General features: G+C 62.9%; 17 protein-coding genes. 11 read left to right on the forward strand and 6 right to left on the reverse strand.

Annotated elements, in window-relative coordinates; all coding sequences use genetic code 11:
• Positions 1–38: 38 nt before the first annotated feature.
• The 3 genes from pap (at position 39) to AC1MEK_RS21895 (ending at position 2,411) form a co-directional block, all read left to right on the forward strand.
• Positions 39–1,538, forward strand: a complete 1,500-nt coding sequence (pap, locus tag AC1MEK_RS21885; RefSeq protein WP_480398368.1) for a polyphosphate:AMP phosphotransferase — start codon at positions 39–41, stop codon at positions 1,536–1,538.
• 244 nt (positions 1,539–1,782) lie between these two features.
• Positions 1,783–2,028: a type II toxin-antitoxin system Phd/YefM family antitoxin gene (locus tag AC1MEK_RS21890; protein ID WP_480398369.1), complete on the forward strand. Its 246-nt coding sequence runs from the start codon at positions 1,783–1,785 to the stop codon at positions 2,026–2,028.
• Complete coding sequence (locus tag AC1MEK_RS21895) at positions 2,025–2,411, forward strand: type II toxin-antitoxin system VapC family toxin (RefSeq protein WP_480398370.1); 387 nt, start codon at positions 2,025–2,027, stop codon at positions 2,409–2,411. Before AC1MEK_RS21890 ends, AC1MEK_RS21895 begins: the two co-directional genes overlap by 4 nt.
• Before the next feature lie 178 nt (positions 2,412–2,589).
• Here the strand turns inward: AC1MEK_RS21895 and AC1MEK_RS21900 are convergent, their stop codons facing one another.
• The 3 genes from AC1MEK_RS21900 to AC1MEK_RS21910 are packed head-to-tail and all read right to left on the reverse strand — an operon-like array spanning position 2,590 to position 7,521.
• The gene (locus tag AC1MEK_RS21900) at positions 2,590–3,933 is read right to left on the reverse strand and encodes an HlyD family type I secretion periplasmic adaptor subunit (RefSeq protein WP_480398371.1); all 1,344 of its coding nucleotides are present in this window, start codon (positions 3,931–3,933) and stop codon (positions 2,590–2,592) included.
• Positions 3,934–3,945: 12 nt separating this feature from the next.
• Positions 3,946–6,108, reverse strand: coding sequence for a type I secretion system permease/ATPase (locus AC1MEK_RS21905; protein ID WP_480398416.1), 2,163 nt, complete (start codon positions 6,106–6,108; stop codon positions 3,946–3,948).
• Positions 6,109–6,165: 57 nt separating this feature from the next.
• The gene (locus tag AC1MEK_RS21910; RefSeq protein WP_480398372.1) at positions 6,166–7,521 is read right to left on the reverse strand and encodes a TolC family outer membrane protein; all 1,356 of its coding nucleotides are present in this window, start codon (positions 7,519–7,521) and stop codon (positions 6,166–6,168) included.
• 422 nt (positions 7,522–7,943) lie between these two features.
• Between AC1MEK_RS21910 and AC1MEK_RS21915 the strand changes: the two genes are divergently transcribed.
• Positions 7,944–14,423, forward strand: coding sequence for a retention module-containing protein (locus AC1MEK_RS21915; RefSeq protein WP_480398373.1), 6,480 nt, complete (start codon positions 7,944–7,946; stop codon positions 14,421–14,423).
• Positions 14,424–15,440: 1,017 nt separating this feature from the next.
• On the opposite strand, the gene AC1MEK_RS21920 is transcribed toward AC1MEK_RS21915, so the two are convergent.
• The gene (locus tag AC1MEK_RS21920; protein WP_480398374.1) at positions 15,441–15,854 is read right to left on the reverse strand and encodes a YbaN family protein; all 414 of its coding nucleotides are present in this window, start codon (positions 15,852–15,854) and stop codon (positions 15,441–15,443) included.
• An 11-nt stretch (positions 15,855–15,865) separates the two neighbouring features.
• Positions 15,866–16,453, reverse strand: coding sequence for a UPF0149 family protein (locus AC1MEK_RS21925; RefSeq protein ID WP_480398375.1), 588 nt, complete (start codon positions 16,451–16,453; stop codon positions 15,866–15,868).
• A 211-nt stretch (positions 16,454–16,664) separates the two neighbouring features.
• Here AC1MEK_RS21925 and recQ point away from each other — a divergent pair, with 211 nt between their 5' ends.
• From recQ to AC1MEK_RS21955, 6 genes are all read left to right on the forward strand, one after another.
• Complete coding sequence (gene recQ, locus AC1MEK_RS21930) at positions 16,665–18,791, forward strand: DNA helicase RecQ (protein ID WP_480398376.1); 2,127 nt, start codon at positions 16,665–16,667, stop codon at positions 18,789–18,791.
• A gap of 286 nt (positions 18,792–19,077) precedes the next feature.
• Positions 19,078–19,512 carry a MarR family transcriptional regulator gene (locus tag AC1MEK_RS21935; RefSeq protein ID WP_480398377.1) on the forward strand — a complete coding sequence of 145 codons (435 nt, stop codon included), beginning with the start codon at positions 19,078–19,080 and terminating at the stop codon, positions 19,510–19,512.
• A gap of 135 nt (positions 19,513–19,647) precedes the next feature.
• Complete coding sequence (locus AC1MEK_RS21940) at positions 19,648–21,927, forward strand: FimV/HubP family polar landmark protein (protein ID WP_480398378.1); 2,280 nt, start codon at positions 19,648–19,650, stop codon at positions 21,925–21,927.
• A gap of 3 nt (positions 21,928–21,930) precedes the next feature.
• On the forward strand, positions 21,931–22,227 hold the full coding sequence (locus AC1MEK_RS21945; protein WP_480398379.1) for an Rdx family protein: 297 nt from the start codon (positions 21,931–21,933) through the stop codon (positions 22,225–22,227).
• A 137-nt stretch (positions 22,228–22,364) separates the two neighbouring features.
• Positions 22,365–23,264 (forward strand): bestrophin family protein, encoded by a 900-nt coding sequence (locus tag AC1MEK_RS21950; protein ID WP_480398380.1) that lies wholly within the window; start codon positions 22,365–22,367, stop codon positions 23,262–23,264.
• A 209-nt stretch (positions 23,265–23,473) separates the two neighbouring features.
• Entirely contained in the window at positions 23,474–24,295 is an 822-nt protein-coding gene (locus AC1MEK_RS21955; protein WP_480398381.1) for a UDP-2,3-diacylglucosamine diphosphatase, read from the forward strand.
• Between the two features lie 163 nt (positions 24,296–24,458).
• On the opposite strand, the gene AC1MEK_RS21960 is transcribed toward AC1MEK_RS21955, so the two are convergent.
• A complete protein-coding gene (locus tag AC1MEK_RS21960) occupies positions 24,459–24,770 on the reverse strand; it encodes an Mpo1-like protein (protein ID WP_480398382.1) in 312 nt (103 codons plus the stop codon).
• 133 nt (positions 24,771–24,903) lie between these two features.
• On the opposite strand from AC1MEK_RS21960, the gene AC1MEK_RS21965 reads away from it, so the two are divergent.
• Entirely contained in the window at positions 24,904–25,911 is a 1,008-nt protein-coding gene (locus tag AC1MEK_RS21965) for an AraC family transcriptional regulator (RefSeq protein ID WP_480398383.1), read from the forward strand.
• The last annotated feature ends 104 nt before the right edge of the window (positions 25,912–26,015 follow it).

A 26,015-nucleotide genomic window follows, 5' to 3' on the forward strand; every position in this document is an offset into this window, starting at 1 on the left:
TCCGCTAATCTTGGGCGATCCGCATCAGGGAGTTGTACATGTTCGAATCCGCTGAAATCGGCCACACCATCGACGACGACACCTTCGAGGCCCAAGTCCCGGCCCTGCGCGAGGCCTTGCTCGACGCACAGTTCGAGCTGCACCAGCAGGGCAAGCGCCAGATCATCGTGCTGATCAACGGCATCGAGGGCGCGGGCAAGGGTGAGACCGTCAAGCTGCTCAACGAGTGGATGGACCCGCGCTTCATCGAAGTGCGCACTTTCGATCAACAGACCGACGAAGAACTCGCCCATCCGCCCGCCTGGCGTTACTGGCGCCAGTTGCCGCCCAAGGGCCGCATCGGGATTTTCTTCGGCAACTGGTACAGCCAGATGATTCAGGGGCGGGTGCACAAGCGCTTCAAGGATCCGGTGCTGGACCAGGCCATCAACGGCGCCGAGCGCCTGGAGAAAATGCTGGTCGACGAAGGCGCGGTGATCTTCAAGTTCTGGTTCCACCTATCCAAACGGCAGATGCGCAAACGCCTGAAAAGCCTCAAGGACGACCCGCTGCACAGCTGGCGCATCAGCCCGCTGGACTGGCAGCAATCACGGACCTACGACAAGTTCGTGCGCTTCGGCGAGCGCGTGCTGCGCCGCACCAGCCGCGACTACGCGCCTTGGCATGTGATCGAAGGCGTGGACCCCAACTACCGCAGCCTCACCGTTGGCCGCCTGCTGCTCGAAGGCTTGCAGAGCGCAATCAAGACGCCTGAAGGCAACGCCAATCTGGTCAATCTCGGGCCTGTGGCCAGCAACACCGATGAGCTGAGCCTGCTCGACAATCTGGACATGACCCTGGCGCTGGACAAGGACGACTACGAAGAGCAGTTGATCGCCGAACAAGCCCGGCTGGCGGGCCTGATGCGCGACAAACGCATGCGCCGCCATGCGCTGGTCGCGGTGTTCGAGGGCAACGACGCGGCGGGCAAGGGCGGGGCGATCAAGCGCGTGGCCGGCGCATTGGACCCGCGCCAGTACCACATCGTGCCGATCGCCGCGCCCAGCGAGGACGAACGCGCCCAGCCGTATTTGTGGCGTTTCTGGCGGCAGATTCCGGCGCGGGGCAAATTCACGGTGTTCGACCGCTCTTGGTACGGCCGGGTGCTGGTGGAGCGGGTCGAGGGCTTTTGCTCTGAAGCGGACTGGCTGCGGGCCTACAGCGAGATCAATGAATTCGAAGAGCAGCTCACTGACGCAGGCATCGTCGTGGTCAAGTTCTGGCTGGCCATCGACGACCAGACCCAGCTGGAGCGCTTCAAGGCCCGGGAAAAGATCCCCTTCAAACGCTACAAGATCACCGACGACGACTGGCGCAACCGCAGCAAATGGCCGCAATACCGCGAGGCCGTCGGCGACATGGTCGACCGCACCAGCACCGAGATCGCGCCGTGGACCCTGGTGGAAGCCAACGACAAGCGCTGGGCGCGGGTGAAGGTGTTGCGCACTCTCAACGATGCGCTGGAGGCGGCGTTCAAGCGCAGTGACAAGAAAAAGTGATTTCGGGCATGACGCAAATCCTGTAGGAGCAATCCGAGGTAACGAGAGTCGCGAATGCGTTATGCCTGACACACCGCATCGCGACCGTCCTAACGTCCGATTGCTCCTGCAGGTGATGGTTGATTCCCTTATCACGCATCTCTCGGAACCAGCAGTCGGATCCCACAACATTGTCGGATTCAGCTGATTGTAAAACCAGGCTGACTAAACCAGACTAACCGGACTTGGTTTACTGGAGCAGCCCATGCAAACAATCAACATTCATGAAGCAAAAACCCATCTGTCGAAACTGGTGGAGCAGGCCGCTCATGGTGAGTCCTTTATCATCGCCAAGGCCGGCAAGCCCATGGTCAAGGTGGTTGCGCTCACGGCTCCGGATCAAAGCCAGGTCAAGCGCATCGGATTTCTGGCGGGTGAGATTGAAACCCCGGATGATTTCGACCAGATGGGCGGTGAGGAGATAGAGCAGCTGTTCGGTGGGCACGAATGAAGCTGCTTCTGGATACGCACCTGCTTTTATGGGTCGCCGCCGACTCCGAAAGGCTTTCCAACACTGCTCGCAAGCTCATCAGCGAACCTTCCAACGAACTCTTCTTCAGCGCAGCCAGCTTGTGGGAAATCGCAATCAAGAAAGCCCTTGATCGAGATGATTTCAAGGTCAATGTGCGCGTCCTGCGCAGAGCCCTGCTTGACAATGGTTATAGCGAATTGCCGATAGGCAGCGAGCACGCTGTTGCCGTTGAGAGCTTGCCGTCGATTCACAAGGACCCGTTCGACCGGATCCTGGTGTCACAGGCGACCGTCGAAGGATTTACCCTACTCACTGCGGATACGCTGGTCGGGCAGTATGGTGGGCCGGTGCGGATGGTTTGACGGGACGTCGATCTTGATGAGTACGGGTGATTTATCACCAGTATGTGCGGAACTGACCACACGAATCCTGTAGGAGCGAATTCATTCGCGATGCGGTGGTACAGGCGATGCATCTGTGTTGCCTGATCGATTTTCGCGAATGAATTCGCTCCTACAGGGGGCGGCGTCAGCCGCGCAATCACCGTTCGCGCAGCGCCTCGGTCCGGGCTTTCAATACCGGTTTCAACAGGTAATCCATCACGCTTTTCTCGCCGGTGATGATGTCCACGGTAGCGACCATGCCGGGGATGATCAGCAGGGGTTTTTCATCGCTGCCCAGGTGGTTTTTGTCGGTGCGCACCTGGATCAGGTAGAAGGTGTTGCCCTTGTCGTCGGTGGTGGTGTCGGCGCCGATCAGTTCCAGTTTGGCCGGCAGGCCGCCGTAGATGGTGTAGTCGTAGGCGCTGAACTTGACCATGGCTTTCTGGCCGGGATGCAGGAAGGCGACGTCCTGCGGCCGGACCTTGGCTTCGATCAGCAGGTTGTCTTCCAGTGGCACGATTTCCACCATGTCGCTGCCCGGCTGGACCACGCCGCCGATGGTGTTGACCTTGAGTGTTTTGACGATGCCCTTGACCGGCGAGGTGACGGTGGTGCGGGTCACGCGGTCGTCGATGGCGATGCTGGTGGCGCTGGCCTTGGCCAAGTCCGCGCGCTTGTCGTTCAGATCCTTGGCGGCGTCGGAGCGGAAGCTGTCCAGCGATTCCTGGATCTTGCTCTTGATCTCGGCGATGGCCGCTTCCGCGCGAGGAATCGCGAGCGAGGTCGCGTCCATCTGCCCGCGCGCTTCTGACGCCTTGCCCTTGAGGCGGATGATTTCCACCGGCGACACCGCGCCGCTGGCCACCAATGGCGCCGACATGCTCAGTTCCTGCTGGATGTAGCCCAACTGGTTGCGGTACTGATCCTGCTTGGAACGAAACTCGGCCACTTCCTGGGTCTTCTGCCGCAGTTGTTCCTGCAGGGTGCGCTGTTCGCTGGCCAGGCGGCGCTGGCGCGATTCATACAGCGACTGTTCGGCGGCCGCCACCTGCGGCGCCTTGTCCAGCACCTCGGCGGAGGGTTTGAACGGCCGGCCTTCGGACTCGGCCGACAGCCTGTCGACCTGGGCCATCAGGGTGTAGCGGTCGACCTCGCTCTCGCCCTTGTTCGACAGAAACCGCGTGTCGTCCAGGCGCAGCAGGGTGTCGCCCTTGTTCACGATCTGTCCTTCACGCACGAAGATCTCGGTGACGATGCCGCCTTCCAGGTTCTGGATCACCTGCACCTTGCTCGACGGAATCGCCTTGCCTTCACCCATGGTCACTTCCTGCAGCACGGCGAATTTGGCCCAGACCAGCGCGCTGATGATCAGTGCGGCAGCGATCCACACGGTGATCCGCGAACCGCGCGAAGAATCCTGCGCGGCCACGCCTGCCACTTCCGGCATGAACTCGGTGTCGACCTGGCGGCCCGGATGAAAATAGCTTTGAGCTGATGTCATGACGCGCGCTCCTCAAGCCGTGGCCGGGCCGACGCGGCCCTTGCGCAGTGCTTCGACGACGAGTTCTTTGGGGCCATCGGCAACCACACGGCCGTTGTCCAGCACCACCAGGCGATCCACCAGGCTGAGCATCGACATGCGATGGGTCACCAGCAGCAGGGTCTTGCCCTGCATCAGGGTGGAGAGTTTGTGGCGCAGCAGGTCTTCGCTAGCGTTGTCCATGTGGCTGGTGGGTTCGTCCAGCAGCATGATTGGCGGGTCGAGCAGCAGCGCCCGAGCCAGCAGCACGGCCTGGCGCTGGCCGCCGGAGAGCAGTTGGCCGCGCTCGCCCACCGGCCGGTCGAAGCCCAGCGGATGGTTGCGCGCAAGCTCGGTGACGCCGGTGAGTTCGGCGACTTCCAGCATGCGCGCGTCGGTGACGTAGCGCGCACCCAGGGTCAGGTTGTCGCGCAGGCTGCCGGCCAGCAGCGGCAGGTCATGGGCGACGTAGCCGGTCTGCTGGCGCAGGTCGGCCACGTCCACCTGGCGCAGGTCCAGGCCATCGAGCAGCAACTGGCCTTCGTCGGGCGTATAGAAGCCCATCATTAGCCGCGCCAGGGTGCTTTTGCCCGAGCCGCTGCGGCCAATGATGCCGATGCGCTCGCCCGGCTTGATGCTGATGCTGACGTCGTTCAATGCTGCCGGCGTGCCGACGCCGCCGTAGGCGAAGCTGGCCTTGACCACTTCGATCTCGCCCTTGAGCTGGGTGTGTTGCAGCGGGTGCTTGCCGGGCTCGCGTTCCTGCGGCAGGGCCATCAGCGAGTCGGTGCTTTTCATGGTGACCTGCGCCTGCTGATAGCGCGTGATCAACCCGGCGATCTGGCCCAGAGGCGCGAGCACGCGGCTGCCGAGCATGTAGCTGGCGACCAGCGCACCGACGCTGAGGTTGCCGGCGATGATGATGTAGACCCCGGCAACGATAGTCGCCATGCCCGAGAACTGCTGGATGAACAGCGTGCCGTTGCTGGCCAGCGCCGAGAGGTCGCGGGCGTGGCTGTCCAGGCGGGTGAGGGCGCCGTGGGTCGATTCCCACTTGTGCTGGCGTTCGCTTTCGGCGCCGCAGGCCTTGAGGGTTTCCAGCCCGCCGAGGGTTTCCACCAGCAGCGCCTGGCGTTCGGCACCCAGAGCCAGGCTGCGCTCGACGGTGTCGCGCAGGCGCATCTGGATGATCCAGGCGAACAGGATGGTCACCGGGAAAGCCACCAGCGGAATCACCACCAGCCAGCCGCCGAGCAGGCCGATCACTGCCAGCATCAGCACGGCGAAGGGCAGGTCGATGATGCTGGTCAGGGTCACGGCGGTGAGGAATTCGCGCAGCCCCTGAAAGTCATGAATGCTCTGGGCGAAGCCACCGACGGTGGCCGGGCGGGCCTTCATCGACATCCCGGTGATGCGCTCGAAGAGGGTCGCCGAGAGAATCACGTCGGTCTTCTTGCCGGCCTGATCCAGCAGGTGCGCGCGCACCAGGCGCAACGTCAGCTCGAAACCGGTGCCGATCAACAGACCGATGGCCAGGACCCACAGGGTCGAGGTCGCCTGATTGGGCACCACTCGGTCGTAAGTCTGCATCACGAACAGCGGCACCATCAGGCCCAGCAGGTTGATCAGAAGGCTGGCCAGGATCGCGTCGCTGTACAGCCAGCGCGACAGTTTCAGGGTGTCGCGAAACCAGGCGTTGACCCGGGGCACCAGCGGCGTGCGCAGGTTTTCCAGTTCGTGGCGGGGGCGGGCGAACAACGTCTGGCCGCTGTAGAGCGCGTCCAGCTCTTCGCGGGTAACGCGCTGCTCGCCGCCATCGGCTTCGCTGGGCAGGATCAGCGCGCGGCCGTCCTGTTCCCAGCGCAGCAGCACCGCGCAGCGATTGCCCTTGAGCAGCAGCAGCACGGGCAGGTTCAGGCCGTCGATGGCCTCCAGCTTGCGGCGCAGGACCCGCGCTTGCAGGCCGGCACGTGCGGCGGCGCGGGGCAGCAGGTCGACGCTCAGTGCCTGCTGCGCCAGCGGCAGGCCGGCGCTGAGGCTGGTGCGGCTGGCGCTGCAGTCGTGGAGCCGGCACAGGATCAGCAGGCCATCGAGCAGCGGGTCGTCGAAGTTCGAACGTGGGTCGAACGGTTGAGGCGGTACTTGGGGCAGTTCCATGCTGGTCACAGACTTCTCCCGCGCTGATGCGCTACTTCGCTGTTGTTTGCCCGGCCGTTATTTCAGCTCTGGCAACCTGGCCTCGCTCTTGACGTCGGTCAGGGCGACGGCAGCAGCTGGCAGTACGACGCGCTCCTTGCGCAACAACTCGCCTTCGGTGGCGAGCACCCGGTACATCGAGAACTCTTCGGTGTAACGCAGCTCGGTGTAGCGGCGGGCGGCGTTGTACAGCTCGTTTTCACTGTCCAGCAGGTCCAGCAGGGTGCGCTGGCCCAGGCCGAACTGGTCCTGATACGCGGCGCGCACCTTGGTCGTGGTTTCGGCGTATTCCCGCGCAATTGGCGTCTGAGTGCGGGCGTTGTTCATCGCGTTCCACGCCAGCGACAGGTTCTCGTTGAGCATGCGCAACGCGTTGTTGCGGATGTCCATGGCCTGGCCGGTCTTGTACGCATCCGAGTTCAGCCGGGCCTTGTCGCGGTTGCCGTTGAACAGGTTGTAATTCATCACCACGGCGGCCCGCCATTCGTTGTCGTGGCCTTCTTCGCCGGCGATGTTGTTGTTCGCGCCCACCGCCAGCTCGCCGTCGAAACGCGGGTAGAACGGCGACTTGGCGACTTCGTACTGCTTCTCGGCAGCGTTGACGTCGGCCTGGGCCGATTTCAGATAGGGGTTGTTGGCCAGCATGCTCTGCCGTGCGTCGGCGAGGCTTTTCGGCACTTCACCCTTGATCGAGGCTGGGGCTTCCAGTTGGTCGGGCATCTTGCCCACGGCGCTGAAGAAGTTGGCTTCGGCGTCGGCCAGATCGACCTGGGCGGTGTAGAAATTGTTCTCGGCCAGTGCGCGACGGGCCTTGGACTGATCGCTGTCGGCGTTGCTGCCGATGCCGCGGTTGGTGCGCAGGCCGATCTGGTCGTTGATGCGCAGGTGCGCCTGCAGGTTGTTCTTGGCGAGGTCCAGCAGCTCGCGGCGCTTGAGCACTTCCAGGTACACCTCGATGGCCCGCAGGGCGAGAGTTTCGGAGGTGCCGCGCAGGTAGTACGCGCGGGAATCGACCACCGCCTGGGTGCGGCCGACTTCGTTGGTGGTGTTGAACCCGTCGAACAGCATCTGGCGCAGCCGCAGCTCGGACTGGGTGTAGTTCAGGGTTTCTTCGTTGTGGTTGCCGAAGGCCCGGGTGGTGGGACTGTCGGTGTGCTCGCGGCCGTAGGCGGCGACCAGGTCCACGGTCGGCAGATAGCCGCCTTTGGCGACCTTCACATCCTCGTCTGCGGACAATCGGTTGTTCACGTTGGCGTGAATTTCCGGGTGATTGTCGATGGTGTTCTGAATCGCCTGATTCAGTGACATGCCGTGCGCCTGGGCGCAGGCGACCGCCAACACAACTGCACTGTAGAGCGGGGTCAGGTCGCGCATGAGCTTCTCCGTGATTTTGTTGTCGTGTCGCGATCGCCAAAAAACCGGCGATTACTGCTGTTAAAACCGTATCAGGTTTGTAACATCAGAGCTAAACACAAGTTTTGCAAAACCTCAGACGTTTTTTTCATAACCCTTATTCCAAAAAAAACTTATGCCATTTGCCAGATTCAAGCGATGGTTGCTTGCAGGGAATCGCCTGTAAACAAGGTTTTACAAGCGTCTTACGATTGCAATGGGAGTTTCAGCGGAAATTTGACGGCGTTCGTTCAAGTGGTTTTTCGAGCAAAAAACTTGAAAAAATTCAGCGACATAAAATTGTCGTTTGATGCTAGCTCCAAGCCATTTCTGTACGCCGTTTGAACAGTTTTTGTTGGATTCTTAACATTTTCTGATCCGGTATGCGCAGCAAGGGAGTGGATATGGCCAGGTTGATCGGTACGGTGAAACAGGTGGTCGGGGACGTTTTTGCAGTGTCGGCCAACGGCACCAAGCGTCTGCTGAGCGAAGGCAGTAAGGTTTACGCGGGCGAAACGCTGGAAACCGGACAGACGGGCGCGGTCGATGTCAGGCTCGCGCAAGGCGGTGAGTTGACCTTGGGCCGGGACAGCAGCATGGCGCTGACCCCGCAGATCCTCGCCAACCACGCCTCGCCCATCGTCACCCCCGATGCCGTGGCGCCCAGCCAGCAGCAACTGGCTGACGTGCAACAGGTGCAGAAAGCCATCGCCGCGGGCGCCGACCCGAGCAAGGTCACCGACGCACCGGCTGCCGGTAATGCCAACCCGGGCGGTTCACCGACCGCGCTGGGCGGGGGCCATACCTTCGTTCTGCTGACCGAGACCGCCGGGCATGTCGACCCGGTCATCGGCTTTCCGACAGCCGGTCTGGCGCCGACTTTCATCATTCCCGAGCGGGAAGTGGCCTTGTTCGTTGACGGCTCCGATAACGGCAATCTCCCACCGGTCATCACCCCGCCACCGGTCGAACCTCCACCGGTGAACCCGCCGGCGGTCACCGATAACGGCGTGACCCTGGGCAGCAGCGACGTCACCCTCAACGAAGCCAATTTCGAGAACGGCAGCGCGCCGAATAGCGCCGCCCTGACCCAGACCGGCACGATCAAGATCACCGCAGCCGACGGCCTGCAGACCCTGACCATCGGCGGCATCAACGTGGTGACCAACGGCGTGGCGATCACCCAGCCGCAGTCGATCACCCTGCCATCGGGCAACACGCTGACCATCCTCGGCTACAACCCGGCCACCGGCGAAGTCACCTACAGCTACACCTTGAACGGCCCGGAAACCCACAATCAGGGCGATGGCACCATCAACAACGAGCAGATACCGGTGCATGCGGTCGACAGCGACGGCGATGTGGCCGATGGCAGCATTAATGTGCATGTGCTCGACGATGTGCCCCAGGCCAATGCCGATATCGGTTTTGTCCGGGAAGGCGGCGAGACCAGCGGCAACATTCTGGCCAATGACTCGTCGGGCGCGGATGGCCCGGGGGCCGGCGGGCTGATCGTCGGCGTGCGCGCCGGCAGTGATACCTCGACGCCGGTGATCGGCGGCGTGGGCACGGTCATTCAAGGCCTGTACGGCACGCTGATCGTCGACGCCAGCGGCAACGCCTCCTATGTGGCCAACCCTAACAACGGCGCGACCGGCGATCATCAGGACGTGTTCACTTACACCATCCGCGATGCCGATGGCGACACCAGCACCACCACGGTCACCGTCAACGTGTTCCACAACGACGGCGTGACTATCGGCGGCAGCGACTGCACCGTCAGCGAAGCCAACCTGCCCGATGGCAGCGACCCGAACGCCGCAGCGCTGACCCAGACCGGCACCGTGAAAATCACCGCGCCCGATGGCCTGCAGACCCTGACCATCGGCGGCATCAACGTGATCGAGAACGGCGTGGCGATCACCTCGCCGCAGTCGACCACACTGCCTTCGGGCAGCACCTTCACCGTGCTCAGCTACAACCCGGCCACCGGTGAAGTCACCTACACCTACACCCTCAACGGCGCCGAGACCCACAACCAGGGAAACGGCACGACCAATAACGAACAGATTGCCGTGCATGCCGTGGACAGCGACGGCGATGTGGCCGATGGCAACATCAATGTGCATGTCACCGACGACGTGCCTCACGCTAACCCCGACATCGGCTATGTGCTGGAAGGCGGCGAGACCAGCGGCAACATTCTCGCCAACGACAGTGCCGGTGCCGACGGTCCCGGCGCGGGCGGGTTGATCATCGGCGTGCGTGCGGGCAGCGATGCCTCAACGCCTGTGACCACGGGCGTGGGCACCGTCATCCAAGGCCTGTATGGCTCGCTGATCGTGGACGCCAACGGCCAGGCGTCCTACGTCGCCAATCCCAACAATGGCGCGACCGGCGATCACCAGGATGTGTTCACCTACACCATCCGCGATGCCGACGGCGATACCAGCACCACCACTGTCACGGTCAACGTGTTCCACAACGATGGCGTGATCATTGGTGGCAGTGACTGCACGCTGAATGAGGCCAACCTGCCAGACGGCAGCGACCCGAACGCGGCAGCCCTGACCCAGACCGGCACGGTGAAAATCACCTCCACCGACAGCCTGCAGACCCTGACTATCGGTGGCATCAACGTGATCGAAAACGGCGTGGCAATCACCTCGCCGCAGTCGACCACCTTGCCGTCGGGCAGTACCTTCACCGTGCTCAGCTACAACCCGGCCACCGGTGAGGTGACGTACAGCTACACCCTCAACGGCTCGGAAAACCACAACCAGGGCGACGGCACGGTCAATAGCGAACAGATTCCTGTGCACGCCGTGGACCGAATCGGCGACGTGGCCGATGGCAACATCAACGTGCACGTGACCGACGACGTGCCTCACGCCAATCCCGACATCGGCCACGTGCTGGAAGGCGGTGAGACCAGCGGCAACATCCTCGCCAATGACACCGCCGGTGCCGACGGCCCCGGCGCAGGCGGGCTGATCATCGGTGTGCGTGCGGGCGGCGATACCTCAACGCCTGTGACCACGGGCGTCGGCACTGTCATCGCCGGCCTCTACGGCAATCTGATCGTGGATGCCAACGGCCAGGCGTCCTATGTCGCCAACCCCAACAATGGCGCGACCGGCGATCACCAGGATGTGTTCACCTACACCATTCGCGACGCCGATGGCGACACCAGCACCACCACGGTGACGGTCAACGTCTATCACAACAGCGGCGTGACCATCGGCGGCAGCGATTGCAACGTCGACGAAGGCAACCTGCCGGGCGGCTCGCACCCGAACCACGACGCGCTGACCCAGACCGGCACCATTAACATTGGTGCGCCGGATGGTTTGCAGACCCTGACCATCGGTGGCGTCAACGTGGTGGAAAACGGCGTGCCGATCACCCAGCCGCAATCGACCACGCTGCCCTCGGGCAGCACCTTCACCGTGATCAGCTACAACCCGACCACCGGTGAAGTGACTTACAGCTATACCCTCAACGGCGCCGAAACCCACAATCAGGGCAACGGCACCGTCAATAACGAACAGATCCCGGTGCATGCGGTGGACAGCAACGGCGATGTGGCCGATGGCAACATCAACGTGCATGTCACCGACGACGTGCCCCATGCCAATCCGGACATCGGCTACGTGCTGGAAGGCGGCGAGACCAGCGGCAACATTCTGGGCAACGACACCGCCGGGGCGGATGGTCCCGGCGCGGGCGGGCTGATCATCGGTGTGCGTGCGGGCAGCGACACCTCGACGCCTGTCAGCGGTGGCGTGGGCACGATCATTCAGGGGGCTTACGGCGCATTGATCGTCGATGCCAACGGTCAGGCCTCGTATGTGGCCAATGACAACAACGGCAGCGTCACCGGCGATCATCAGGACGTGTTCACTTACACCATCCGCGATGCCGACGGCGACACCAGCACCACCACGGTCACGGTCAACGTCTACCACAACGTCACGCCTTGCCCGCCGGTGGCCTACGACGATCACGACGTCACGGTCAAGGAAAGCGCGCTGGACACCCACAAGGACGGCAAGGACCTGGCGCCGGGCAACACCACCGGCAGCCATCCGGGCTCGACCGCCGAAACCGGCACCGGCACCGTGGCCGACTCGGTGCACGGTGGCAACGGCGCGCTGACCTTCAGCCTCAACGGCGCCAGCAACGGCACCGCGCAGGGACAATACGGCGTGCTGCACCTGAACGCCGACGGCAGCTACACCTACACCCTGACCTCGGCGCCGAAGACCCTGCCTGCGGCCAACGACGGGCCGAACATCACCCACGACACCTTCACCTACACCGTGACCGATGCCGAGGGCCACAGCTCCAGCGCGCAGATCGTGGTCAACATTGTCGACGACCAGCCAAAAGCTGCCTGCATCGACAAGACCGTGACCAGCGAAGGGGTCAACACCAACCTGATGCTGATCGTTGACAACTCCGGCAGCATGAACGACCCGTCCGGGGTCAACGGCCTGAGCCGCCTGGCCCTGGAAAAACAGGCGATCATCGAACTGCTGAGCAAGTACGACGCCCTGGGTGACGTGCGCGTGCAACTGGTGACCTTCAACAGCCAGGCGCACATCGGCAGCGACCAGTGGGTGGATGTGGCCACCGCCAAGGCGATGGTCAATGCCCTGACCGCCGGCAACGGCACCAACTACGATGCGGCCCTGGCCGCCGCGCAGCAGGCGTTCGCCGAGAAGGGCGCGATTGCCGGTGCACAGAATCTGGTGTACTTCTTCTCTGACGGTAACCCGACCACCTCGCCGCAGCATTCGGACCCCAGTCACGTGCCTAATCCTGCGCGTGGCGACGGTATCGATGCCACCGAGGAACATGCCTGGACCACCTTCCTCGACAGCCATCACATCAACGCCTATGCCATTGGCGTCGGCACCGACGTGAGCAGCACCTACCTGAACCCGGTCGCCTGGAACGGCGCCACCGGCACCAACACCAATGCGGTACTCGTCACCGACCTTGGCCAGTTGAACGTGGTGCTCAGCGGCACGGTGCAGGGCGGGGTGCATGGCAGCCTGCTGGAAGGCGGGACGTTTGGCGCCGATCAGGGCTTTATCAAGTCGGTGAGCCTGGACGGCACCACCTACACCTTCGATCCGAAGGCCCATGGCAACCAAGGCGGGGTCACCGCCAGCGGCGGGGCGGACCACGGCGTCTTCAATGCCCAGAGCCACACCCTGACCGTCACCGGCGAGCACGGCACGCTGGTGGTCAACATGAGCACTGGCGACTACAGCTTCACGCCAGTGGTCGGCGTCACGCAGCCGGTCACCGAGAACATCCACTATGTACTCAGCGACGGCGATGGCGACCTGGCCTCGGCCAACCTGAGCGTGCACGTGGTGCCACCACCGGTCTACGAAGCGCCGCTGGCCGTGGCCGACAACGTCATCACCAACCTGGGTGGGTCGAGCATCGTCATCCCGGGCGTTGCGCTGACGGCCAACGATGTACCGAGCAATGGCGGTGCGCTGACTGCCTCGCCGACCACCTTCAACACCGGCTGGACGGCCAAGGGCGCAGACTTTACCGCAGGCTCGCTGAAGACCATCCAGTTCAACGGCACGCAGAACAAAGACAGCAACCAGTTGAAGAACCTGGAACGCAGCGACTTCTTCAACAACAGCGCGACCACGGCACTGCTGGTGATCAGCGGCTATCTGGGCGTGGTCAACGGTGCTCCGTCCAACGCGCAGGATCTGTACAGCGTGCACCTGAAGGCCGGTGAAACCGTCACCGTCGACCACAACCTGACCAACGATGTGCTGGGCATGGCCTGGAAGTTCGAAGACGGCGCCTACCACGGCATCGCCGATGGCGGCACCTTCACCGCGGCGCAAGACGGGGTCTACCGGCTGATCGTGGTCAACGAAGCCGCCCCGGGTGTGAAAGAGCATTACAACCTGAGCCTGTCGATCGACTACGCGGCGGTCAACACCACGCCGGACGTGCACAGCAGCTACACCGTGACCGACCCTCACGGTGGCAGCAGCAGCGCAGCGGTGAACATCGCCCATCAGGACGGACATACCGTTTTGGGCACCACGGGCGATGACGTGCTGGTCGGCGCGGCGGACAGCCACCTGCATGGTGGCGACGGCAACGATGTGCTGGTGGCCGGCCCCGGCAACAACGAGCTGTTCGGCGACAACGGCAACGACATGCTCTTCAGCGGGCCGGGCAATGACCTGCTCGACGGCGGCGCCGGCAACAACACCGCCAACTACTCGCTGGCCACGGCGGGCGTGACGGTGAGCACCGCCGAACTCGGCCCGCAGCATACCGGCGGGGCGGGGATCGATACGCTGGTCAACATCCAGAACCTGATCGGCTCGAACTACAACGACCACCTGACCGGGGATTTCGAGAACAACATCCTCAATGGCGGGCTGGGCAATGACGTGCTCAACGGCGGGGCAGGGGACGACATCCTGATCGGCGGCCCGGGCAACAACACCCTCACCGGCGGGCCGGGGCACGACACCTTCCTGTATCAGGCGGGCAATACCGGCCACGACACGATCACCGACTTCAACTTCGGCATCGACAAGCTGGACCTGTCGCAGTTGCTGCAGGGCGAGCACGGGGACGCCAATTCGCTGGAGAACTTCCTGCACTTCAGCGTCAGCGGCAGTGGCGCGTCGCTGGTCTCGACCATAGACGTGAGCAACGTCGCGGGCGGCCCGACCACGCAGACCATTGACCTGGCCGGGGTCAACGTCGCCCAGCAATACGGCGTTTCTCCGGGAGCGGGTGGGATGGTGGCGAGCGGGCACGATACCGCGTCGATCATCAACGGGATGCTGGGGGATCACTCGTTGAAAGTGGATACGGTTTGATATTTGCGGGATGAACGAGAGGCTTGCGGTGTGCCTGGAACACCGCACCATTTCTTCTATCTCGGGTTGGGGTGAACGCCTTTCATCGAGTACATCGCCGGCCGCGGTGGTGGGGCTGCGATGTTCTGGCTAACGCCAGACCTGTTCCGCCTTCGGCGGGTTACTTGGAAAAGACCCCCAAGTAACCAAGGGGTCTTGCTCCTGGTTTGGCCCCTCCTTCGTCGGGGTCCCTTCACTCCAGTCCCGCTCCGTGGGCCCGCCGCGAAGGGCCATCCATGGCCCAACGCGGCTCTCGCGGCATCCATGCCGCTCGACCCACTCCGCGAGACTTCCATTCAGCCTGCACCCAAGTCGCGTTTTGCGTTGTCTGGGCTATCGCGCACGAAGATCAAAAGCAACGGCAACGGCAACGGCCGGATGTTGTGCGATCTGCTTTTGATTCTGCCCGGAGGGCGTAGGAGCGTAGCTTGCTCGCGATCTGGCGCGAAGCGGCAGTAAAACCATTCACACTGGCCGTGTCAGGCAGACCACGTGCACAGGGTTTGCTGCCGCTGCGCGCTAGATCGCTGGCAAGCCAAGCTCCTACGGCCTGCGGCCAGAAGCAGATCGTGAACATCCCTAAAAGACGCCCTTGATCTGGCTTTTGATCTTCATGCGCAAATCTCACAGACGCCGCAAATCGCGACTTGGGTGCAGGCCGAACGCAGGCGATGTGGAGTGGGCCAAGCGGCAGGATGCCGCGCGAGGCCCTGCTCCATGGACGGCGCCGTGGATGGACCAGCGCGCCCAGCCCACGGAATATCGCCGGAGAGAGGGAACCCGACGAAGTCGGGCCAAACCAAGAGCAGGGCCTTTTTGGTTACTTTTTTGGCTCTTGAAAAAAGTGACCCGCCGTAAGGGCGGAACCATAGGCGGCCGTTACCGAAGAAATGGATATGCTCACAAATCAGAAAGCCCAGAAAATCTGCTTTTCACGTTAACAAACGCAAATCGCACCAACGCCACGAAACGAAAGCATCACCGCCGAAACGTCGGCTGCCTCAAGATATAAACCGTCACCAATACCGCACATACCAACATAACCCCCCGCACCCACACCAAAGGCACCAGCCAGCAAGAAACCCCGATGCTCACCCACATCAACCCGATCGCATAAGCCTTGGCCTTCAAGGGCATCCCCTTGCCATCCAGATACCCACGAATCCACGGCCCGAGCCTGGGATGCCCCACCAGCCACTGATAAAACCTGGGAGAGCTGCGCGCAAAACACGCCGCCGCCAGCAACAGAAAGGGCGTGGTCGGCAACACCGGCAAGAAAATCCCGACCACCCCCAACGCCACACTCAGCCAGCCAACGCCCAGCAATAAAAAACGCACCAGCCGCGAACGACGGGTGCGTTGTTCAGAACCCTCTGAGCCACCACGCGCCATCAGGCGCCCACTCAGTGGTGACGCGGCTTGAGAATCGCCGGTTTCTCGTCCGGCGCGTGCAGCAGCAGGAACAGCGCCGACAGCGCCTCGGGGATCTGCACGATCATGTCGTCCATCAGATTGGCATCGGCGGCGATATCGGAGAACTCCGGCTGCTCGTCGAACAGACCCGAACCGACCATGATCGGCAGCAGCATCTCGCTGACTTCTTCCTCGTCGTTCTCGAACCACACCGCTTCACGCAGGAACACGCCTTCCATGAAGCCGATGCACCAGCCGCGCAGCTCGGAGTCGTCCGGGTCGTCGCCCAGGTCCAGGTCGCACGGCAATTCGAACTCTTCGTCCGAGGCCAGCTGGCGGGAAATGTGCGCCTTGAGCAGCACCAGCGTCGATTCGATCTCCTCGTGCTGGACCTTGTCGGTGTAGTGCGGCGGCTCGGCGAACAGCGCGTCGATCCACTCGCGGTCCGGCACGACGTCGGAGCAGATCGACAGCGCGGTCAGGTAGCCGTGGGCGGCCACGTAGTCCAATGCTTCGTCATGCAGCTCGTCGGCGTCGAGGAAGGCTTGCAGGCGGTGTAATTGCTCAGCGAAGGACATTGAAGGACTACCTTGGAAATAAACGATGCTGAATTCTAGGCCCTGAGGGCCCCAGATGCCAGCGGCAGGGCCGACAGAATCGGCATTGCGCTGAATTTCGACCGCTCGTGTCACCATTGCCCTATCGACGCGAGCGCTCCGGTATACTCCCGCGCTTTGCGATTTTCACAGCGATGATCGACCCGCTGTGGCGGCACCATCCGGGGTATCTATGCTCGACCAGGCTCAACGCGTACTTAAAGACATCTTCGGCTACGACAGCTTTCGTGGTCGCCAGGGTGCCATTATCGAGCGCGTGGCCAGCGGCGGCGATGCTCTGGTGCTGATGCCCACCGGCGGCGGCAAGTCCCTGTGTTTCCAGGTGCCGAGCCTGTTGCGCGACGGCCTGGCGGTGGTGGTGTCGCCGCTGATCGCGTTGATGGACGATCAGGTTGCAACCCTCGAAGAACTCGGCGTCTCGGCCGCTGCGCTGAACTCGACCCTGAGCGCCGAGCAGCAGCGCGATCTGGCCAACCGCATCCGCTTGGGCGAAGTGAAGATGCTCTACCTGGCGCCGGAGCGGCTGGTGCAGCCGCGCATGCTGGCGTTTCTGCAGAACCTGAAAATCGCCCTGTTCGCCATCGACGAAGCCCACTGCGTGTCGCAATGGGGTCATGATTTCCGTCCTGAATACCTGCAACTGGGCCAACTGGCCGAGCTGTTCCCCGATGTGCCGCGTATCGCCCTGACCGCCACGGCCGACAAGCGCACCCGCGAGGAAATCGTCACGCGCCTGCATCTGCAGAACGCCGAGCGATTCCTGTCGAGTTTCGACCGCCCCAACATCTTCTACCGCATCGTGCCCAAGGAGCAGCCGCGCAAACAGCTGCTGGCGTTTCTCTCCGAGCGGCGCAGCGATGCCGGCATCGTCTATTGCCTGTCGCGCAAGAAGGTCGAGGAAACCGCCGCTTTCCTGAGCGACAACGGATATCCGGCCCTGCCGTACCACGCCGGCCTGCCCATCGAGACCCGCGCCGAAAACCAGCGCCGCTTCCTCAATGAAGAAGGCCTGGTGATGGTCGCCACCATCGCCTTCGGCATGGGCATCGACAAGCCCAACGTGCGTTTCGTCGCGCACATGGACCTGCCCAAGTCGCTGGAGGCCTATTACCAGGAAACCGGTCGGGCAGGGCGTGACGGACTGCCCGCCGATGCCTGGATGGCCTACGGTCTGCAGGACGTGGTGATGCTCAAGCAGATGCTGCAGAACTCCGAGGGCGACGAGCGTCACAAGCGCGTCGAGCAGCACAAGCTCGATGCCATGCTGTCGCTGTGCGAAGAAACCCGCTGCCGCCGTCAGGCGCTGCTGGCCTATTTCGACGAAGACATGCCCAACCCCTGTGGCCACTGCGACAACTGTGTCGACAACGTGCAGACCTGGGACGCCACCGAGCCTGCGCGTCAGGCGCTGTCGGCGATCTTCCGCACGGGCCAGCGTTACGGCGTCGGCCATCTGGTGGACGTGCTGCTGGGCAAGGAAAACGACAAGGTGCAGAGCTTCGGCCATCAGAAGCTGGCAGTGTTCGGGGTTGGCAAGGGCCGCAGCGAAGGCGAATGGCGTTCGCTGTTCCGTCAATTGGTGGCGCGCGGGCTGGTCGATACCGACCTTGAAGGCTACGGCGGTCTGCGCCTGAGCGATTCCTGCCGGCCGTTGCTGCGCGGCGAGGTCACCCTGCAATTGCGCCGCGACCTCAAGCCGCAGACCACACCCAAGGCCGCAGGCAGCCCGGCCAGCCAACTGGTGCGCGGCGAAGAGCGCGAACAGTGGGAGGCCTTGCGCGCGTTGCGTCGCAAGCTGGCCGAGGAACATGCGGTGCCGCCGTACGTCATCTTCCCCGACTCGACACTGTTGGAGATGCTGCGCAGCCAGCCGGGGACCATGGCCGAGATGGCGCGGGTTAGCGGCGTCGGTGCGCGCAAGCTGGAGCGTTACGGCGAGGCCTTCCTGGAAGTGCTCGGCGGCGCGGCGCCGGCGCCACGGGTGGTCACCGACCTGCGCCACGAACTGATCAGTCTGGCCCGCGCCGGGATGACGCCGGTGCAGATCGCCGGGCAACTGCAGTGCTCGGAAAAGAACGTCTATTCGATGCTCGCCGAAGCCATCGGCAAGCAGCAGTTGACCCTGGCCCAGGCGCTGGACCTGCCCGAGGATCTGCTGGGCGACATTCAGGACGCCTTCCTCGACGGCGAAGGCGAGCTGCCGCCGGTGGCCGCCGTCGCCCCGCAGTTCGCAGGCCGGGTGCCGGAAGGGGTGCTGTATTGCGTGCGTGCGGCGCTGGAGTCCGAGTTCGAGATTTAACGTTGTTACCGTTCCTGCGAACCTTCAGGCATACGCCAATCCCTCTGTAGGAGCGAATTCATTCGCGAAAGATGTTTCAGGCAACGCCAATGCATTGCCTGCACGGGCCATTCGCGAATGAATTCGCTCCTACAGGGATGACCATGTCCGCTCAGGCCAAACCCGCCGCATTCCGGTCTGGCTTGGCGCTGTGCGACGAAACACCACACCCCGATACTTGCCTCGTCACAGTCTCCATGGTTAGCTGCCTATTAATTAGGATTAGCCTTTAACCATCGAGTTACCTATGCCGTTAACAGAAGAACATCGCTTTGGCATGCAGCTGGCCCATATGTCCCGTGGCTGGCGTGCCGAGCTGGACCGTCGCTTGGCCGATCTGGGGTTGTCCCAGGCCCGTTGGCTGGTCCTCTTGCACCTGGCGCGTTTCAAGACGCCACCCACCCAGCGTGAACTGGCGCAGAGCGTGGGCGTAGAGGGCCCGACGCTGGCTCGCTTGCTCGACAGCCTTGAAAATCAGGGTCTTGTCCGGCGTCAGGCGGTGGTCGAAGACCGTCGTGCGAAAAAGATCCTGTTGAGCGACTCGGCGCGTCCTCTGATCGAGAAAATCGAAACCATCGCAACGGCATTGCGCCATGAATTGTTCGTCGGGATCGATGAAGAAGACCTGCGCGTTTGCATGCGCGTGCACTCGACTATCCTGAGCAATCTGGAAAAATCCTGACGTTGTGGCTCAATGCCTGCAATAAAACGTTGAACCTGTGGAAACATCCTGTTCTATTTGCAGCCATACTGGTTTGGCCCGGACAGGGTGTTCGTACAACGCATTTGCAGGGAAGCCTGCCTCATAAGGGTTCGCATGCTCAAGAGTTTTCAGGCCGGTAGTCGGCGCGCAAGTCACCTACCACTTCGCGTTCAGTCGGGTCTGCGCACGGGATTGCTGACATTGGCCGTGGCCTCGGCGTCCCTGCTGCACAGCGCCATGGCCGCCGCGCTGGGGCTGGGTGAGATCACCTTGCACTCGGCACTGGGGCAGCCGTTCAACGCGGATATCGAACTGATCGAAGTCGGTGGCCTGACCCCCGAAGAGATCGTGGTAGCGCTTGCGCCCGCCGATGCCTTCGCCAAGGCCGGTGTGGAGCGGGTGTTCTTCCTAAACGACCTGCGTTTCACCCCGGTCATCCGTGGCAACCGTGCGGTGGTGCATGTCGAGTCGCACAAGGCAGTGACCGAGCCTTACATGGACTTCGTGGTGCGGCTGGTGCGCCCGAGCGGCGATCAGCTGCGCGAATACACCGTCCTGCTCGACCCGCCGAATTCCCCGGCCGGCCTGGCCGCCACCCGCAGCCGCACGCAATCGCTTGCTTCCGGGCCGAAAAACGATGGCTCGCGCCTGCCCGTGGCGCCGCCCAAGGCCGTCCAGGGCAAGCATTACACGGTGGTCGCCGGCGATACCTTGGCCGGGATCGCCCGCAACATCCAGGCGCCGGGCAGCAAGACCAGCTCGTCCGAGCTGATCAGCGGCATTCAGGCCCTCAACCCGCAGGCGTTTCCCAATGGTGAGCGCAGCCAGTTGAAGGTAGGCCAGAGTTTGCTGTTGCCTGACACCGCCCTGGAGCCGAAGTCCGCGGCGCTGCCTGCGGCCACGGCGCCTGCTGCCCCCGCGCCGTCGGCTCCGGCCGCGCCGGTGGGCACGCCGACCGCTGCCGAGCAACTGACCGCCACGGCGCTGGAAAACCAGGCGCTGAACAAAACGGTGGATGAGCTCAAGGATCAGGCGCAGAAAACCGCCGAAGAAGAGGCGGGCAAGGACAAGCAGATCATCGAGCTGCAAACCCAGCTGGCTGAAATGAAAGCGGCGGCGGCCAAGCCGGCCCCCGCAGCGCCGGTGCAGAAGACCGAACCTGTGACGACGGCACCAGCACCTGCGCCGGTGCAGCCGGTAGAGGATGACGGCCTGCCATGGACCACCCTCCTCGCCGCGCTGTTGGTACTGGCCCTGCTGTTGGCGCTGGCCTGGTCGGTGCGCCGCAACCGGATCAAGAACCAGTTGGCCCTTCAGCCCGAGCCGCTGGAGCCGATCCTCAAGCCGGCACAGGCCACCGTCACTCCGGTGTTCGAAGTGCCTTCCGTGACCCCGACCCCAGCAGCTGCGCCGTCCGCATCCGGCCAGCGCCTGGCGGGGGCGGCGACCGACGCACTGGACGGCGCCAGCATCTACATCGCCTATGGCCGCTTTGCCGAGGCGCTGGCGATTCTGCGCGATGCCTTGGACAAACAGCCGCAACGCACCGACGTGCGCATGCGCATTCTCGAACTGCTGGGCGAGCAGGGCGACCTTGAAGGCTTCAATGCCGAAGAGAAAGTGCTGCTGGATCACGGCATCGAGGCTGAAAAACTCAACGAGATTCGCAGCCGCTATCCGAAGCTGAACGTCGAGCCGGTGCCAGCTCCGGCGCCAGCAGCTCCGGCAGCGCCTGCGCCTGTCGCCCCTGCGGTGATCGCGGCTGCCGCCGTGGCCGCCACCGCAGCAGCGGCTGCCGCAGCCACCAGCAGCCCGGCCAGCGAACTCGACGAAAACGCCGCGGCATCGCTCAACCCGGCGCCAGCCGACGACTTCCAGCTCAACCTGGACGATCTGTCGATGGACGCCGACTGGGATCTGGTCGACCCGTTCGAAAGCACTCCGGCGCCGCGCAAGCCTGCGCCTGAGGCCGAGCCTGCGGTGGACCCTTCGTTTGCCACCAACCTGACCGAATTGCCGGAAGTCTTCGAGATGCCGGAGGAGGGCTTCCTCAGTGATTTCGCCGAAGAAGGCGATGAACCGGCCAGCGCGCCGGAAGAAATCGAGCTGAGTTTCGATCTGCCCGACGAAGACATCGACCTGCAGCCAGACTCCGTGGCGCAAAGCGAAAGCGACCAGCTGGACGATGCATTTCTCGACAGTTTCATGATCGACGACGGCGAATTCGACCTGATGGACCTGGACGAAGAGCCGCTGAGCAAAATCAACGAAGCCCAAGTGCTGATCGACGACGGCCAGATCGAAGAAGCCCGCCGCCTGTTGCAGGAAGTCATCGATGAATCCGAGGACGGCCCGCAACAGACCGCCCGCGACTTGCTGGCAGGGTTGGGCTGACCGATGAGCACCAAGGCTGAAATCACCATCACCTACTGCACGCAATGCCAGTGGCTGTTGCGTGCGGCGTGGCTGGCGCAAGAACTGCTCAGCACCTTTGGCGATGACCTGGGCAAGGTCTCGCTGGTGCCAGGCACGGGCGGCGTGTTCCGCATCACCTGCGATGAGGTGCAGATCTGGGAACGCAAGGCCGACGGCGGCTTTCCCGAGGCCAAGGTGCTCAAGCAGCGGGTGCGCGACCAGATCGACCCCGAGCGTGATCTGGGCCACAACGATCGGGTCACCGGCCTGGACAGCTGATCGCCCGCCGAATCCTCGCAAAGCCCCACGATAGAGCCTCTCGATCGGGTCGTCACCCACAGTGATTGGACGCTGTCCGGCCATCGCAACTATGCTTTGGCGGCCTCCAGACAGCCTCGCCGAGCACAGACCGCCCCATGATCGTTCGCCCCCATCCGAACCTGCTCAATGTGCTCTCGGCCCTCAAGGGCTCGATCGCCCGCCGCATCGCCAGGCGCAGCCTGTTGGTGACCTTGCTGGCAGCGGCCATCGTGCTGATCGAAAGCCTGCATCCGGACTACTTCGCCAAGGTCAGCGCCACGCCGTTCACCTTGCTGGGCCTGTCGCTGTCGATCTTCATGAGCTTTCGCAACAACGCCTGCTACGACCGCTGGTACGAGGCGCGCAAGGCCTGGGGCGACATCATCACCGAGACCCGCTCGATCATTCGCGAGGCGCAGGTGCTCAAGGACGACGCAGCGCGCAGCACGCTGCTGTGCGACCTGTGCGGGTTTGCCCATGGTTTGAACGCTGCATTGCGCAGCCAGGATGTACACGCGGCCATCGCGCCCTGGGTCAGCCGGCCGCTGTCGGCTGCGCGGGCCAACCTCTGCGATGTGATCCTGCGCGACGTGGGTCGCCAGTGCTCCGAGGCCAGTGAGTCGGGGCAGATCAGCGAGTGGCGCTACACCCTGCTGGCCAATCACCTGAGCGTCATGAGCCGCGCGCTGACCACGTGTGACCGGATCAAGAACACGCCGCTGCCGTTCCCCTACACCTTGCTGCTGCACCGCACGATCTACCTGTTCTGCATCCTGCTGCCGTTCGCCATGGCCGAGCCGCTGGGCTGGATGACCCCGCTGTTCATGGCCATCGTCAGCTACACCTTCTTCGGCCTGGACGCCATCGGCAACGAACTGGAAGACCCGTTCGGCTACGACGAAAACGATTTGCCCACCGACGCGCTGGTGCGGGTGATCGAGCGCGACGTGCTCGATGCCCTCGGCGTGCAGCCCTTGCCGCCGCCGTTGTTGCCGGTGGAGTTCGTGTTGACCTGACGCCGATCCTCTGTAGGAGCGAATTCATTCGCGAATGGCCGGTACATCCGATGCACACCCATCGACCGTGCGATTTTCGCGAATGAATTCGCTCCTACAGGGGATCCGCGCACCTCTGGCGATATCTATGTCATTAAATTTCAATCTACTCGTCATGTTCATTTCACCGACCCGGTCCACCCTTGTGGAAACCCAGGTGGAGGTCATCCATGAGCATTGCCGAGAACGTGAAACCCAGCCGTAAACAACGTGTCCGGACCTTGTGGATCTCCGATGTGCATCTGGGAACCCGGGACTGCCAGGCCGAGCATCTGTCCGGTTTTCTCAAGCAGTATCATGCCGACAGGATCTATCTGGTCGGCGATATCATCGATGGCTGGAAGCTGCGCGGCGGGATGTACTGGCCCCAGGCGCACACCAACGTCATTCGTCGTCTGCTGACCATGAGCAAGCGTGGCACCGAGGTGATCTACGTCACCGGCAACCACGATGAATTCCTGCGTCGCTACTCCAAACTGATCCTGGGCAACATCCAGCTGGTGGACGAGGCCGAGCACGTCACCGCCGATGGTCGCCGCCTGCTGGTGATCCATGGCGATCAGTTCGACGTCATCACCCGTTATCACCGCTGGCTGGCGTTCCTCGGCGATTCGGCCTACGAATTCACCCTGACCCTCAACCGCTGGCTCAACCACTGGCGTGCCAAGTACGGCAAGGGCTACTGGTCGCTGTCGGCGTACCTGAAGCACAAGGTCAAGACGGCGGTGAACTTCATCAGCGACTTCGAAGAAGCCATCGCTCACGAATGCGTGAAGCGCGGGCTGGACGGGGTGGTGTGCGGGCACATCCACCACGCCGAGATTCGTCAGGTGGGCGGGGTGGAATACCTCAACTGCGGCGACTGGGTCGAATCCTGCACCGCATTGATCGAGCACTGGGACGGCACCATCGAGCTGTTCCGCCTGGCCGACGCCCACGTCAAGGCCAGGGCCGTGGAAGCGAATCAGCCAGTCCCGGAAACCGTTTCCTGATCCAACACGATCCCGTAGCAGCCGGGCTTGCCCGCGGTCGTCCTCAAGATCGCCCCCGCCGGCAAGCCGTGCTGCTACGGGGAATCGACGTGATGTCCGCTTCTGGCCGAAGGCCGTGGGAGCCGGCTTGCTGGCGAATGGGGCGCGCCGTCGACGCCATTCATCAAAACGGCACCTTGCCCCTGAGCATGTCGCGGTACATCACGAAATCCCCGAGCAGGCTGTAGAAGGGGTGCTTGAAGGTGGCCGGGCGGTTTTTCTCGAAGAAGAAATGCCCCACCCAGGCGAAGCTGTAGCCCGCCACGGGCAACACCCACAGCAGCAGCCAGCTGCCGCTCAGCAAGGCGCTGGCCAGGATCGCAATCACCAGTGTGGTACCGATGAAATGCAGGCGCCGGCACGTGCTGTCTGAATGCTCGTGCAGGTAGTACGGATAGAAATCGGCGAAACGTTCGAACGTCTTGACGTTATCCACAGCTCAAATCCCTTGTGTGAGTCAGTCATCAGTTTAACCATCCCCTCCCGTCGGACAGTGACAATGGGTGCCAACGTAGTATCCTTCGGCTATCAGTCGCAGGGGGCGACGGACTCAGTCAGAAGACCTGAGCATGGAAAAGACGACTTCTTCAAGTTGGGCCATGGGAATCGTCAAGTCCCTGGAAATGGACGGCCTGGATTGCCGGGCACTGTTCAAGGAATTGGGGCTGGTCTACGCCGACCTGGAAAACCCGGACGCACGCTTCGCCCAGGATTCCATGACCCGGCTCTGGCAACGCGCGGTGGAATTGTCCGGCAACCCGGCGATCGGCCTGAACATGGCCCGGGTGGTGCGCCCGGCGTCGTTCAGCGTGGCCGGGTATGCATTGATGTCCAGCCGCACCCTCAAGGAGGGTTTCGAGCGTCTGGTGCGTTATCAGCGGATCATCGCCGACAGCGCTGACCTCAGTTTCAAACTGCTACCCGAAGGCTATGCGCTGATCCTGACCGTGCATGGCGATCTGCTGCCGCCCACCCGGCAAAGCGCCGAAGCGTCGCTGGCATTCGCCCTGGCGTTCTGCGGCTGGCTGACCGGCCGGCCGTTGCACCCGCGCCAGGTGCTGATCCAGGGCGAGCAGCCGAAAAACATCGAACCCTACAAGAAGTTCTTTCATGCGCCGCTGACCTTCAGCGCGCCCTACAACGCGCTGGTGTTCGAACGCGCAGAAATGGAAGCGCCGCTGCCTACCGCCGACGAGGCGATGGCCAAGCTGCATGATCGTTTCGCCGGGGATTTCCTGGCGCGCTTTGCCAGCAATCGCGTGACTCACCAGGCGCGGCAAGTGCTGACCCGATTGCTGCCCCAGGGCGAGCCCAAGCGCGAGGCGGTTGCGCAGAGCCTGCATCTGTCGCAGCGCACCTTGCAGCGGCGTCTGCAGGAGGAGGGCACGAGTTTCCAGACGTTGCTCGATGACACCCGCCGCGAACTGGCCGAACAGTATCTGGCCCAGCCGCAGATGACCTTGCTGGAGATTGCCTATTTGCTGGGGTTTGCTGATCCGAGCAATTTCTTTCGCGCGTTCAGACGCTGGTTCGATGAAACCCCGGGCGAATACCGGCAGCGCAAGGGCGTGGAGTAACGATCGATATCCTGTAGGAGCGAATTCATTCGCGAAAATGGCCCAGGCAGTAGAAATATATCGCCTGAACCATTTTCGCGAATGAAGTGGGACGCCACCCCGGT

The sequence above is a fragment of the Pseudomonas sp. 2 genome, from assembly GCF_056627435.1.

Excerpts from the sequence above, each read along its gene's own strand:
- pap (WP_480398368.1), top strand. The coding sequence starts at position 39 with ATGTTCGAATCCGCTGAAATCGGCCACACCATCGACGACGACACCTTC.
- AC1MEK_RS21890 (WP_480398369.1), top strand. The coding sequence starts at position 1,783 with ATGCAAACAATCAACATTCATGAAGCAAAAACCCATCTGTCGAAACTG.
- AC1MEK_RS21895 (WP_480398370.1), top strand. The coding sequence starts at position 2,025 with ATGAAGCTGCTTCTGGATACGCACCTGCTTTTATGGGTCGCCGCCGAC.
- AC1MEK_RS21900 (WP_480398371.1), bottom strand. The coding sequence starts at position 3,933 with ATGACATCAGCTCAAAGCTATTTTCATCCGGGCCGCCAGGTCGACACC.
- AC1MEK_RS21905 (WP_480398416.1), bottom strand. The coding sequence starts at position 6,108 with ATGGAACTGCCCCAAGTACCGCCTCAACCGTTCGACCCACGTTCGAAC.
- AC1MEK_RS21910 (WP_480398372.1), bottom strand. The coding sequence starts at position 7,521 with ATGCGCGACCTGACCCCGCTCTACAGTGCAGTTGTGTTGGCGGTCGCC.
- AC1MEK_RS21915 (WP_480398373.1), top strand. The coding sequence starts at position 7,944 with ATGGCCAGGTTGATCGGTACGGTGAAACAGGTGGTCGGGGACGTTTTT.
- AC1MEK_RS21920 (WP_480398374.1), bottom strand. The coding sequence starts at position 15,854 with ATGGCGCGTGGTGGCTCAGAGGGTTCTGAACAACGCACCCGTCGTTCG.
- AC1MEK_RS21925 (WP_480398375.1), bottom strand. The coding sequence starts at position 16,453 with ATGTCCTTCGCTGAGCAATTACACCGCCTGCAAGCCTTCCTCGACGCC.
- recQ (WP_480398376.1), top strand. The coding sequence starts at position 16,665 with ATGCTCGACCAGGCTCAACGCGTACTTAAAGACATCTTCGGCTACGAC.
- AC1MEK_RS21935 (WP_480398377.1), top strand. The coding sequence starts at position 19,078 with ATGCCGTTAACAGAAGAACATCGCTTTGGCATGCAGCTGGCCCATATG.
- AC1MEK_RS21940 (WP_480398378.1), top strand. The coding sequence starts at position 19,648 with ATGCTCAAGAGTTTTCAGGCCGGTAGTCGGCGCGCAAGTCACCTACCA.
- AC1MEK_RS21945 (WP_480398379.1), top strand. The coding sequence starts at position 21,931 with ATGAGCACCAAGGCTGAAATCACCATCACCTACTGCACGCAATGCCAG.
- AC1MEK_RS21950 (WP_480398380.1), top strand. The coding sequence starts at position 22,365 with ATGATCGTTCGCCCCCATCCGAACCTGCTCAATGTGCTCTCGGCCCTC.
- AC1MEK_RS21955 (WP_480398381.1), top strand. The coding sequence starts at position 23,474 with ATGAGCATTGCCGAGAACGTGAAACCCAGCCGTAAACAACGTGTCCGG.
- AC1MEK_RS21965 (WP_480398383.1), top strand. The coding sequence starts at position 24,904 with ATGGAAAAGACGACTTCTTCAAGTTGGGCCATGGGAATCGTCAAGTCC.